The following is a 12,827-nucleotide window of genomic DNA, read 5'->3' as shown; positions in this document are numbered from 1 at the left end:
CCTTAGCCGTTGAACCGACTGCCAATCTGTTTGCTGAGATTCATCCTCTCCTCTCCTTAGCCGTAACGACCGGTAATGTAATCTTCGGTCTTTTTCTTGGCCGGGGTGGTGAAAATGGTGTTGGTATCCGAGTACTCGATAAGCTCGCCCATATACATGAAGGCGGTCTGATCCGACACTCGCGCAGCCTGTTGCATGTTGTGGGTCACGATCACCACGGTGAACTGGCTCTTGAGCTCGTTGATCAGCTCCTCGATGGTGAGGGTGGAGATGGGGTCGAGCGCCGAGGTCGGTTCATCGAGCAGCAACACTTCCGGCTCGATGGCGATGGCACGGGCAATCACCAGACGCTGCTGCTGACCACCGGAGAGACCGAAGGCGTTGTCATGCAGACGATCCTTCACCTCATCCCACAGGGCCGCACCGCGCAGGGAGCGCTCGGCCGCTTCATCCAGAGTGCGACGATCGTTGATCCCCTGCAGGCGCAGACCATAGACCACGTTCTCGTAGATGGACTTGGGGAACGGGTTCGGGCGCTGGAACACCATGCCCACCTGACGGCGCAGGGCGGAAACATCGACGCTCTTGTCATAGATGTTATGGCCGTGCAGTTGGATTTCTCCCTCGATGCGGCAGATCTCCACCAGATCGTTCATCCGGTTGATGCAGCGCAGCAGGGTCGATTTACCACAGCCTGACGGGCCGATAAAGGCGGTCACCTGCCCTTTGGGGATCTTCATGTTGACGTTGAACAACGCCTGCTTGCTGCCGTAGTACAGGTTGAGATCCTTCACCTCCAGCGCGGTCTGCTCCGGGGTCAGGTTGAGCAGGTCCAGCGCGGTGTGCTGGGTAGACGTGGTCGTTACGTTGATCATCTGTTACCTCAAAATCAATCTGGAGTGGCCGGACTGCTGCCGGCGCCCCTCACGTATTGGTGCAGAGAGATGGCGGCTCGCGCTCGGCCGCCCCTCTGTTATCTCACTCTTGTATCACTCAAGCGGCGCCGGATTAATGCTCCAGCGACCGGAATTTCTCGCGCAAGTGGTTACGAATACCGATAGCGGTCAGGTTCAGACCCACGATCACCGTCACCAGCAGGAAGGAGGTGGCGTAGACCAGCGGGCGGGCCGCCTCGACGTTGGGGCTCTGGAAGCCGACGTCATAGATGTGGAAGCCCAGGTGCATGAACTTGCGCTCCACATGCAGATACGGGAAGTTGCCATCCATCGGCAGGGTCGGTGCCAGTTTTACCACCCCCACCAGCATCAGCGGCGCCACTTCACCGGCTGCACGGGCAATCGCCAGAATAAGGCCGGTCATGATGGCCGGGCTCGCCATCGGCAGCACGATGCGCCACAGGGTCTCGGCCTGGGTGGCACCCAGTGCCAACGAGCCCTGACGGATGGTGCTCGGGATCCGCGCCAACCCTTCTTCGGTGGAGACAATCACCACCGGCAGGGTCAGGATGGCCAGGGTCAGCGCCGACCAGATCACGCCGGGTGAGCCAAAGGTCGGGCTCGGCAGCGCTTCCGGGTAGAACAGCTGGTCTAACGAACCGCCGAGTGTGTAGACGAAGAAGCCCAGACCAAACACGCCGTAAACGATGGATGGCACGCCCGCCAGGTTGATTACCGCGATGCGGATGATCTTGGTCAGGCTGTTCTTGCCCGCGTATTCGTGCAGGTAGACTGCCGCCACCACCCCCAGCGGGGTCACGATGATCGCCATCAGGAACACCATGAACACAGTGCCGAAGATGGCCGGGAACACCCCGCCCTCGGTGTTGGCTTCACGGGGATCGTCAGAGACGAACTTGCCGATCTGGTGGAACCAGTGACCCACCTTGGCCAGCAGGCTCATGTCGTTGGGCCATACCACGTCCAGTACCTTGGACATCGGCATGGTCACCAGCTCGCCACGCATATCCTTGACGGTGATGGCGTCGCGGTCCGCTTGGCTACGCAGTGAGAAGAGCTCTTTTTCCAGCACCTGATAGCGATCGTTGAGGGCCTGACGCTCGCTGGCCAATTCGGCTTTGAGCTGATCGGTCAGCTTGTCATCCAGCTCGGCCTTGCGCTCTTTCAGGCGCAGCCGCTCCAGTTGATAGTTGATGCTGCCGATGTCCCCTTTTTGCAGATCGTTGGCCTGTTCTGAAAGGGCATTGGCTCGCGCCAGCACCCGCTGCAGGGCAGGATGCAGATCAGAGGTGAGCTCGCGGCCATCCTCTTTCACCCCGACGATATAGCCATAGAAGTTGCCGTTGGTGGCACGCTCAACCATGGCCAGCTCGGCCGGCTGGCTCTGGGACTTGATGTCCGTCTCCAGCACCCAGCGAAAATCGAGATCAACGAACTCGCGGTTACCGGTCTTGACCAGATAGCGGGTCAGCAGCTCGCGCTCTTCCCCTTCCAGCGCCAGACCTGCGGCGCGCAGTCGCTCTACCGGTACCTGCTCGCGATCGTTGATTTCGCCGATCAGAACGCTCTTGTTGCCGCTGGCGTCTTCCAGCTGCCACTCATAGATGGGGTGCGGCCAGAAGTAGACCAGACCACGCCAGCCGATCAGCAGCAGCAGACCCAGTACCGCCACCAGACTCAGGCTGACGGCACCGCCGGTCATCCAGATCCAGGGGGCCCCTGATTTAAACCACTTACCCATTGTCGATTCCTTGTCCATTACAGAGTCGCCCCTTACATCGAGCTGTATTTTTCACGCAACCGCTGACGGACAAATTCGGCCAGGGTGTTGAACAAAAAGGTGAACACAAACAGGACGAAGGCCGCGAGGAACAGTACCCGATAGTGGGAGCTGCCCACTTCCGATTCCGGCATCTCCACCGCGATGTTGGCAGCGAGGGTGCGCAGCCCCTGGAACATGGAGAAGTCCATGATGGGGGTGTTGCCGGTAGCCATCAGCACGATCATGGTCTCGCCCACGGCGCGGCCAAGACCCATCATCACCGCAGAGAAGATGCCCGGGCTCGCGGTGAGGATCACCACCCGGCTCAGGGTCTGCCACGGGGTGGCCCCCAGTGCCAGCGAGCCCTGGGTCAGATGCTTGGGCACCGAGAAGACCGCATCTTCAGCAATGGAGAAGATAGTGGGGATGACCGCAAAGCCCATGGCGATACCGACCACCAGCGAGTTGCGCTGGTCAAACTTGATGCCCATTTCGTGAGTCAGCCAGATGCGCGAATCGCCGTGCATAAAGGCATTCTCGATGAGCGGGCTCAAGGCGAAGGCACCCCAGCCAATCAGCAGCAGCACCGGGATCAGCAGGATGGCGTGCCACCCCTCCGGCAGCCAGGACTTGCCGCGCTCCGGCAGATAGTTCCAGAGCAATGCAGTCAGCAGCATCCCCATCGGCAGCAATATCAGCAGCAGGATCACCCCGGGCAAGGCACCCTCGATGATCGGCGCCAGCCACAGACCCGCCAGGAAGCCCAGGATAACAGTCGGCAGCGCCGCCATGATCTCGACCGTCGGCTTGACGTATTTGCGCAGCCCTGCCGACATGAAGTAGGCGGTATAGATGGCACCGGCCACGCCGAGCGGCACAGCAAACACCATGGCGTAAAAAGAGGCTTTCAGCGTACCGAATACCAGCGGCACCAAACTCAGCTTGGCTTCAAAGTCGTTGCTGGCGGAGGTGGATTGCCACACATACTGGGGCTCCGGATACCCTTCGTACCACACCTGTTGCCAGAGGGCAGACCAAGTCACTTCGGGGTGTTCGTTCTCCACCGAGAAGAGCTTGAAGGTATTCCCTTGCTGCATCAGCAACAGATTGTGACGGGGGGAGATGGCCAGGGCAGAGAGTTCGCCACCTTCCACCGTCTCGGTCAGCAGCTTGGTCTCGCCGGTGGCGTGGAAGAAGCTGATGATGCCGTCCTTGTCGGCACTGATGAAGCCTTTGCGAAAGTGCTCGGGAGTCAGCAGATCTACCGCGCCATCGCCCTTGAAGTCACGAATTTGGGTGAACTGGCGTTTGCCATCCTTCGCCACTTCGAACCACTGGGAAATCACGCCGTTGTCATTACCCACCAGCAGTGAAGAGGCGCCGGAGAGCAGCTGAACCCGGGTCACATTGGCGTTGGGGGCATTGATCTCCAACACGTTGCGCAGGGAGATTTCGCTCAGGTTATGAATGTCATAGACGGAGAGGCGATTGCCCTCGCGCACGAACAGGATCCGCAGATTGGGGGTCAGCAACATCTGATCCACATGGCGCGGCAGGGAGGGAATCGTGTAGTTTTCACTGCTCCACTCAATCTCCCCGGAGATGAAGTTCTCCTCACCGTTCATCACCGTCATCACTCCACGACCATCTTCGGTCACGGCGGCGGTCGCCATCTTGTCCTTGGTGGCTTCGAACACCATCAGTTGCAGTGCCTTCCCTTGCGGGTCGATCACCACCGGCTCTTCGCCGAAGGGATATTGCAGGCTGGGTTCAATCACCCGCACATCGTTGGGATAGGAGACCTTGAACGCTGGCTGGACGACCTGCGCCTTGCCATCGACAAAGCCGTAAGCGATCAGCCGCTGGCCCGGTGCTGGGGTCGCTACCGTGGTGATGTCACCAGCAACCTGGGCCTGACCCAGTGACTGGCCGACCTTGATCTTGTCATCTCCCTGCACCGCAAAGAAGTTGACCTGCCCTTTATCGCTGAAGCGATAGCCGATCTCGTTCTGCTCTTCCACGCCGAGCCAGGCGGTCTTCCCTGCGGCAGGCAGGGTAAACGAGGCTGTCGGCTCCATGGAGGCGCCATTGAAGATGGGTTTCACCACATACAGCAGATAAAAGAAGATAAGCAGCAGCGCCACCAGTACCAGGGCTCCGCCTGTGGTGACGCCATATTTGGCCAATTTATCCTTGATCCGGCGTTTTCTACTGCCCGCCATGACCAGGTTTAACGATTCCGATGACATGCAAGACCTCAATGTAAGCTAGGCTTCGCGGCATTATATGGCGGTTGCATGACAGTTTTGTTACATCGAGAACGCTTTAACAGAGGTTGTTAGCGGAAAAATGGGCGGGGATCCCTTCGAAGGCGGGCGAGCGTAATATATTGTTTATAAAGGGATATTTATGCTGATAATCAGCAAGGGCAGCCTGCGCTGCCCCCGAATGATTCAGGAAAGGGTATCGTTTGATTGTTGCAGCGCCAGTTTGGCCGCCTTTTTCTCGGCGCGACGGCGCTTGAAGAAGGCCGACAACTGGGCCGAGCAGGCATCGGCCAGCACACCGCCGGTCAGCTCGACACTGTGGTTGTGGCGCGGGTCCTGCAAGATCTCGAACACCGACCCCGCGGCACCGGTCTTGAGATCTCGGGCGCCGTAAACCACCCGCTTGACCCGGCTATGGATCAGCGCACCGGCACACATACAGCACGGCTCCAGCGTCACATAAAGAGTGGTGTCGAGCAGCCGGTAGTTCGCCAGCTGCTTGCCCGCCGCCCGGATCGCCATCACCTCGGCATGGGCACAGGCATCGTGTTCGCTGATGGAGCGGTTCCACCCCTCTCCCACCACCTGACCATCCAGCACCAGTACGGCACCGACCGGGATCTCGCCAATCCCTTCGGCCCGGGCGGCCAATGTCATGGCATGGCGCATCCACTGTTCGTCCTGCTCGGTTTGACTCGGTATATCTGGGACCTCTGATGGTTTCACGCCCATCCCCTCTTTATATTGTTCAATTGTGCTTTTTACATTCCAGCTATCCATACCTGTCAGATGAATCCATAGATAGCAGGCATGATAGCTCGCGGTGACAGGGCGGCGATTATGCCAAATCTGCACGTCAGACCCAAGCCGCATCCCGACTGAGCAATAAAGAAGCAATCGGCATCTCTATGATAAAAAAGGAGTTGCACCCGTTTGGTCATGCTATTAGACTTCCTTCCCGTCAGCCGAGTCTGACTCCGTCGGTGTGTAGCGCAGCCAGGTAGCGCATCTGCATGGGGTGTAGAGGGTCGGAGGTTCGAATCCTCTCACACCGACCATTTTCCCCGAGAATAGCCCAGTCAAACGACTGGGCTATTTTTTTGCCTCCGATTTATCCTCCTGACAGCGCCAGCCTACCAAGAACAAAAAACACTCAGAACCACTTGAATCTTTTTTCAGAACTCATTAAGATGCGCAACTTTCCGCCGGTAGACAACACAGGGAGGTGGAAACACGAGTGAAGGGATCACTGTCCGGCTTGCGTGCAACACAGGACCAGGCATGAACCAGAACACCGATTTCGCACCCGCCATTACGCTTTACTCCGTTCCTCACGACACCCCTTGCCACACCGAAAGCGAAAATGAACAGGTCATCCAGCTGGATGTGATCGATCTTGCCGAACCGGATGATGACTATTGAGCCCGGCCAGATGGCCGCTCAATCACTGGGGCATCGCCTGTTCAACACACTCAGTTTCACACCCTTGGCGAGAAATCTGCAAAAAACGACAAACTGCTAATTCTATCAAGGATGGCAGTATTATTGACTAATGCGTCTCCCCCTTCCCTCTCCATCATTCCCCCCGGCAATTGATACAAACCTACGTTATTGCGCTTCACTTTCCATCGTTGCAACCGCTGGTGCCAACAGAGCCTGCGTCACCACACCAAGTTTAAAACGCACGTTCACCAACTAGGTCTAGCAATAGCAAAACATTCATTGCCACATTCAAACGCAATTTATACGGCTGTTTTGGCAAAGCCTGGAGTTAGGTCGGGATTTGTTTTTGCATTTGTAATTTTATTACGTAATAAGTTACAAAATGAGGGGCAGGGTAACGGCCCAAATTAGCCGTTGTCCGATGGGAAAAAGCAGGAGCATAACCATCTGCGTAGAGCTTTTACACCAACCCAATAAAGCAATAAAAAACATCAACTTAACCATATCCAAAAAACAGGTGTTTAAAAAAAACTGTTGACGTACTCAACAATATTTCGCACCTTATCAATCGTGTTACCCCGTTGTTGCGGGAACGTTTCAGGAACAGGAATTCGACTTTAGTCGTAGTTAGTAAGTTCAAAATGTAATTCTCAAAGGAGTGAACCTTATGTCGGCACCGGCTCAGACCCACTGCAGCGCCCGCCTTCGCATCCAGGGCGAGATGCAACCCGAATACGCGCAAATTCTTACGCCGGACGCGGTGGCTCTGGTCTCCGAATTGGTGGAACGTTTTGCTCCCCAAAGAGGGGAATTGCTGAAACAACGTGTGGCACGTCAGGCCCGTATCGATGGCGGCGAGCTGCCGGACTTCCTGCCGGAAACCGCCCACATCCGTGAAGGTGACTGGACCATTCGCGGCATTCCCGCCGACCTGCAAGACCGCCGTGTGGAGATCACCGGCCCGGTCGAGCGCAAGATGGTGATCAACGCCCTCAACGCCAACGTCAAGGTGTTCATGGCGGACTTCGAGGACTCACTGGCTCCCGCCTGGAATAAGGTGATCGAGGGTCAAATCAACCTGCGCGATGCGGTCAACGGCACCATCTCTTACACCAGTCCGGAAGGAAAGGCTTATACCCTGACCCCCAATCCGGCGGTACTCATCTGCCGGGTACGCGGTCTGCACCTGCCGGAAAAACATGTCACCTTTGATGGCGAGCCCATCCCAGGTGGCCTGTTCGATTTTGCCCTCTACTTCCTGCACAACTATCAGGCGCTGCTGGCCAAAGGCTCCGGCCCCTACTTCTATGTACCCAAGCTGCAGAGCCATCTGGAAGGGCGTTGGTGGAGCGAAGTGTTCGCCTGGACCGAGGACAAGTTCGGTCTACCCCGCGGCACCATCAAGGCCACCGTGCTGATCGAAACCCTGCCGGCCGTGTTCGAGATGGATGAGCTGCTCTATCAAATGAAGGATCACATCGTCGCGCTGAACTGCGGCCGCTGGGACTACATCTTCAGCTATATCAAAACCTTGAAGAACCATCCGGATCGCGTTCTGCCCGACCGCCAGGTGGTGACCATGGACAAGCCATTCCTCTCCGCCTACTCGCGGCTGCTGATCAAGACCTGTCACAAGCGCGGTGCGCTGGCGATGGGTGGCATGGCCGCCTTTATTCCGGCCAAGGACGCGGCCGTCAACGAGCAGGTCTTCGCCAAGGTCAAAGCGGACAAGGAGCGCGAAGCCAATAACGGCCACGACGGTACCTGGGTCGCCCACCCTGGCCTCGCCGACACCGCCATGGCGGTGTTCAATGCCACCATTGCGGCTGGCGCCAAGAACCAGATTGGCGTGCTGCGCGAGCAGGATGCCCCCATCACTGCCGCCGACCTGCTGGCCCCCTGTGAGGGCGAGCGGACCGAAGCAGGCATGCGTACAAATATCCGGGTCGCCCTGCAATACCTGGAGGCCTGGATCAACGGCAACGGCTGCGTACCCATCTATGGTCTGATGGAAGATGCCGCCACCGCCGAGATCTCCCGCACCTCCATCTGGCAGTGGATCCGCCACGGCAAGAGCCTGTCGAATGGCAAGGTGGTGACCAAGGAGCTGTTCCGCCAGATGCTGGCCGAGGAGCTGGAGGTGGTCAAAGCCGAGGTGGGTACTGCGCGCTGGCAGGCAGGACGCTTTGCCGAGGCAAGCGAGCTGATGGAAGAGATCACCTGCGCCGATACCCTGATCGATTTTCTGACGCTGCCCGGTTACGAGCGGCTCTGAATCACGGGCCCCCAGCGGGGCTCGCCAATAACAAGTCAATGGAAACGTGAAATCAATGAAAGAGGGAACTGATATGGCACTGACCCGTGAGCAACAGATCCAGGCTATCGAGAAAGACTGGGCGGAAAACCCCCGCTGGAAAGGGATCAAGCGCGGCTACAGCGCCGAAGACGTGGTGAATCTGCGCGGCAGCTTGCAGCCGGTGCACACTCTGGCCCAGCGTGGTGCCGACAAGCTGTGGGGTCTGATCCACGGCGACGCCAAGAAAGGCTACGTCAACTGCCTCGGCGCCCTGACCGGTGGTCAGGCGGTGCAGCAGGCCAAGGCGGGGATCGAGGCGATCTACCTCTCCGGTTGGCAGGTGGCGGCGGACAACAACTTGTCCTCCACCATGTATCCGGATCAGTCCCTCTACCCGGCCAACTCGGTACCGTCCGTGGTGGAGCGCATCAACAACTCCTTCGCCCGTGCCGACCAGATCCAGTGGGCCAACAAGGTTGGGCCGCAGGATGAGGGCTTTATCGACTACTTCCTGCCGATCGTGGCCGATGCGGAAGCCGGTTTCGGTGGCGTGCTTAACGCCTTCGAACTGATGAAGGGGATGATTGAAGCGGGCGCCGCTGGCGTGCACTTCGAAGATCAGCTGGCATCAGTCAAGAAGTGCGGTCATATGGGCGGCAAGGTGCTGGTACCTACTCAGGAAGCGGTGCAGAAGCTGGTTGCCGCTCGTCTGGCAGCCGATGTATGCGGCACCACCACCCTGGTGATCGCCCGTACCGACGCCAACGCCGCTGACCTGCTGACCACCGACGCCGACCCGTACGATGCAGACTTCCTGACTGGCGAGCGCACTGCTGAAGGGTTCTACAAGGTACGTGCCGGTATCGATCAGGCCATCGCTCGCGGTCTGGCTTACGCCCCCTACGCCGACATGGTGTGGTGTGAAACCGCCAAGCCGGATCTGGACGAAGCGCGTAAATTTGCCGAAGCAATCAAGGCCAAGTTCCCGGATCGCATCCTGGCCTACAACTGCTCCCCTAGCTTCAACTGGAAGAAGAATCTGGACGATGCCACCATCGCCCGCTTCCAGCAGGAGCTCTCCGACATGGGCTACAAGTACCAGTTCATCACCCTCGCGGGTATCCACAACATGTGGTTCCACATGTACGAACTGGCCTACCAGTACGCCCGTGGCGAAGGGATGAAGCACTACGTTGAGATGGTGCAGGAGCCGGAATTTGCCGCCGCCAGCCGTGGCTACACCTTCGTGGCCCACCAGCAGGAGGTCGGTACCGGTTACTTCGACAAGGTGACCACCGTCATTCAGGGCGGCCAATCCTCGGTCACCGCGCTGACCGGTTCGACCGAAGAAGATCAGTTCCACTGATAGGCAGAGCTGTCTTGAAATAGCAAAACCCCGGCCTGAAGCCGGGGTTTCTTTTTATCTGCTACTCAAACGAAAGTCAGGCCACAACCGCACACAGCCGAGAGGATCAGAGCTCGAGGATCTCTTTGACAAAGGGAATGGTGAGCTTGCGCTTGGCGCGAAATGAGGCGTTGTCGAGCTGATTGAGAGTGGTGAGCAGGGTTCGCATATCGCGGGAGAGTCGGTTGAGCAGGAAGCGCCCCACATCGATGGGCAGTTTGAAGCCCCGCAGCTCGGCACGCAGCTGCAGGGCACTGAGCTTGCCTTCGTCATCCAGCTCTTCGAGATGGAAACTCACCCCCCAGTCTAGGCGCGAGGCGAGATCCGGCAGTTGCAGCCCCAGTTTGCGCGGTGCGCTGCAGCCGGTGACCACCAGCGTTCCCTCCCCCTTCTCCTGCCAGCGGTTGTAGAAATCGAACAGCGCCCGCTCCCAAACGGCATTGCCGGCGATCGCCTCAAGGCTGTCAAGGCAGACCAGCGGCAGGCTTTCGAGGGCATCAAGCATGCTGGGGTCGAGCTGTTCAAATTGATCGAGGGAGAGATAGGCCGCCGCTGCATCGCGGGCGTTGACCTCGGCACAGGTGGCGTGGAGCAGATGAGAGCGTCCGGATCCCTTGGCTCCCCAGAAATAGAGGAAAGGCGATCCCTGACCGATGGCCGCATTCTTGAGGGCGGTGATCAGATGAGCATTGTTGCCGGGATAAAAACTGACGAAGGTTTCATCATCCGGTAGTTGTACGGCTAAAGACAGTTGGGCCGGTTGCTTCACTCGTTGGGCTTTGACTGTGACATTTGTGGCTAAGTGTATCATCGCAAAGGCAGATAGAGAACCGCCCGGACAGGCCGGGCGGTCTACAAAAGCCTTATAAAATCAGGGCTGCGACCATTGGTAACGCAAACCGCTGCCATTATCGTCAACCTTGCGCAAACGACTCTCAAGCTGCAGCGCCCGCACCAGCTCGGCCTGATCCCCTTGCAGGGTAAAGTTGAAGGTGACCTGGTCCCCCTCCAGCTTGCCGATCGCCACCTTGCTGACGTTGGCCATCCCCTGCAGCATCTTCTGCACGGCGATCATGCTGTCCACTTCGGAGAGGCCATCCACCACCAGGGTCTGGCTGGTTGCCGGACCCGAAATGCGGGCACCGTAGTTTTTCACCAGCCAGGCCGCCAGGGTATCAGCAAACCCTTGCGCCACTTCGGCCTGAGTGCCGGTGCTATTGCCACGGGTCAGCTCGGTTACCTCACCGGCCGCTTTGGGGCCGTAGAGTCCCCAATCGATGCTCCACTTGTCACCTTCCGGTGTCAGCTTGCCCAGCACCACCATCTCGGCGCCATAGCGCTGGCTTGCCTGCAAAATCGGGTCGGCAAAGCGTCCCCAGACATCGGTGGCACTGACCGCCATGTTGTCATCGAGATCCATCAGCGGAATGCTGATGGGCAGCCCCAGCATCTGGGCCTGCTCGCGCAAGGCTTGCGCCCAACCATCGCTGGATTGATCCGCCAGCAAGCGACGCTCACCCTGATCAACCACCAGCCAGATGGCCATCTGGGGACGCGCCGGGCCAAGCAGGGCATACTGGCTCTCGGAGACTAGGCTGTTGACCTTGTCACTCTTGAACTCGGCCTTCAGATACTTGACGGAGTCCTGATCCTGATAGCCATAGCTTTTGACATAGTCGCCCGGGGCCGCCAGCGCCTTGACCACCACAGGTTGGGTGAGGATGTCGCGCTTGCCGGTCACCTTGATCAGCACCTGACCCAGTGCCTGCCCTTGAGCGGCCACCATGTCGCCACTGGTCGGGGCCTTGCCCTGATAGAGGTCGGTCACCTGAGCGGCCGAAGCCATGAATGACAAGCCGCAGCAGAGGGCGGTCACAACACGTTTGAACATGAACAGAGTCTCGAAATGGGAGAGTGTGCTTATGGTAGCGGCAAGGCGCGTCCTGCGGCAAGGCTGGCACAAGCGGCCACAAACAGCAGAGCCGGCGATGCGCCGGCTCCGATCACCCCTTCCACATGGGAAGCAGGTCAAGGCATAAACTTATTTGGTACCGAAGATCTTGTCGCCTGCATCGCCCAGACCCGGCACGATGTAGCCTTTCTCATTCAGCCCCTGGTCGACGGAAGCGCAGTAGAGCTCTACGTCAGGGTGAGCGGCTTCCAGCGCCTTGATCCCTTCCGGCGCGGCAACCAGTACCAGCACCTTGATGGATTGGCAGCCTTTCTTCTTCAGCAGATCAATGGTGGCGATCATGGAGCCGCCGGTGGCCAGCATCGGATCGATGACCAGCGCCAGACGCTCTTCGATGTTGCTGACGATCTTCTCGAAATAGGGAACCGGTTGCAGGGTCTCTTCATCGCGGTAGATACCGACCACGCTGACGCGGGCGCTCGGCATGTGCTCCAGCACGCCATCCATCATGCCAAGGCCGGCACGCAGGATGGGTACGACGGTTACCTTCTTGCCTTTGATCTGGTCAACTTCTACTGGCCCATTCCAGCCATCGATGATAACCTTCTCGGTTTCGAAGTCAGAGGTCGCTTCATAGGTCAACAAACTGCCCACTTCTTTGGCCAGTTCACGGAAACGCTTGGTGCTGATATCGCCTTCACGCATCAGACCGATCTTGTGTTTGACCAAGGGGTGTTTGACTTCAACGACTTTCATTATTATCTCCTCTAACCTGCCGCAAAAAAATCGCGGAATCATACAACAAAAGCCACCACTTGTAGAGCA

The 12,827-nt window shown here is 58.2% G+C and carries 10 protein-coding genes and 1 tRNA gene; 4 read left to right on the top strand and 7 right to left on the bottom strand.

What is annotated here, in order from left to right; genetic code table 11:
* Positions 1 to 56: 56 nt before the first annotated feature.
* From pstB to tadA, 4 genes are all read right to left on the bottom strand, one after another.
* Entirely contained in the window at positions 57 to 875 is an 819-nt protein-coding gene (pstB, locus tag AB5Y90_RS11515; RefSeq protein WP_005334102.1) for a phosphate ABC transporter ATP-binding protein PstB, read from the bottom strand.
* Between the two features lie 133 nt (positions 876 to 1,008).
* Positions 1,009 to 2,658 carry a phosphate ABC transporter permease PstA gene (gene pstA / locus AB5Y90_RS11510; protein ID WP_005359546.1) on the bottom strand — a complete coding sequence of 550 codons (1,650 nt, stop codon included), beginning with the start codon at positions 2,656 to 2,658 and terminating at the stop codon, positions 1,009 to 1,011.
* 32 nt (positions 2,659 to 2,690) lie between these two features.
* The gene (locus tag AB5Y90_RS11505) at positions 2,691 to 4,928 is read right to left on the bottom strand and encodes an ABC transporter permease subunit (RefSeq protein ID WP_100654055.1); all 2,238 of its coding nucleotides are present in this window, start codon (positions 4,926 to 4,928) and stop codon (positions 2,691 to 2,693) included.
* A gap of 204 nt (positions 4,929 to 5,132) precedes the next feature.
* Positions 5,133 to 5,672, bottom strand: a complete 540-nt coding sequence (gene tadA / locus AB5Y90_RS11500) for a tRNA adenosine(34) deaminase TadA (protein ID WP_100654824.1) — start codon at positions 5,670 to 5,672, stop codon at positions 5,133 to 5,135.
* 255 nt (positions 5,673 to 5,927) lie between these two features.
* Here tadA and AB5Y90_RS11495 point away from each other — a divergent pair.
* The 4 genes from AB5Y90_RS11495 to aceA all read left to right on the top strand — a co-directional run bounded on the left by AB5Y90_RS11495 (position 5,928) and on the right by aceA (position 10,051).
* Positions 5,928 to 6,004 (top strand) — tRNA-Pro (locus AB5Y90_RS11495).
* Between the two features lie 223 nt (positions 6,005 to 6,227).
* Positions 6,228 to 6,368, top strand: a complete 141-nt coding sequence (locus AB5Y90_RS11490) for a hypothetical protein (RefSeq protein ID WP_005334106.1) — start codon at positions 6,228 to 6,230, stop codon at positions 6,366 to 6,368.
* A 688-nt stretch (positions 6,369 to 7,056) separates the two neighbouring features.
* Complete coding sequence (gene aceB / locus AB5Y90_RS11485; protein WP_100654056.1) at positions 7,057 to 8,664, top strand: malate synthase A; 1,608 nt, start codon at positions 7,057 to 7,059, stop codon at positions 8,662 to 8,664.
* 73 nt (positions 8,665 to 8,737) lie between these two features.
* The gene (aceA, locus tag AB5Y90_RS11480; RefSeq protein WP_005344572.1) at positions 8,738 to 10,051 is read left to right on the top strand and encodes an isocitrate lyase; all 1,314 of its coding nucleotides are present in this window, start codon (positions 8,738 to 8,740) and stop codon (positions 10,049 to 10,051) included.
* Positions 10,052 to 10,157: 106 nt separating this feature from the next.
* On the opposite strand, the gene hda is transcribed toward aceA, so the two are convergent.
* The 3 genes from hda to upp all read right to left on the bottom strand — a co-directional run bounded on the left by hda (position 10,158) and on the right by upp (position 12,758).
* Positions 10,158 to 10,859, bottom strand: a complete 702-nt coding sequence (gene hda, locus AB5Y90_RS11475; RefSeq protein ID WP_013723920.1) for a DnaA inactivator Hda — start codon at positions 10,857 to 10,859, stop codon at positions 10,158 to 10,160.
* Positions 10,860 to 10,961: 102 nt separating this feature from the next.
* Positions 10,962 to 11,981 (bottom strand): DUF2066 domain-containing protein, encoded by a 1,020-nt coding sequence (locus AB5Y90_RS11470; RefSeq protein WP_064338284.1) that lies wholly within the window; start codon positions 11,979 to 11,981, stop codon positions 10,962 to 10,964.
* A gap of 150 nt (positions 11,982 to 12,131) precedes the next feature.
* Positions 12,132 to 12,758 carry a uracil phosphoribosyltransferase gene (upp, locus tag AB5Y90_RS11465; protein WP_005334115.1) on the bottom strand — a complete coding sequence of 209 codons (627 nt, stop codon included), beginning with the start codon at positions 12,756 to 12,758 and terminating at the stop codon, positions 12,132 to 12,134.
* Between the last annotated feature and the right edge of the window lie 69 nt (positions 12,759 to 12,827).

This window comes from Aeromonas sp. R4-1 (genome assembly GCF_040908325.1).
Taxonomy (GTDB): domain Bacteria; phylum Pseudomonadota; class Gammaproteobacteria; order Enterobacterales; family Aeromonadaceae; genus Aeromonas; species Aeromonas veronii.
This window is presented reverse-complemented; position numbering and strand designations above follow the sequence as displayed.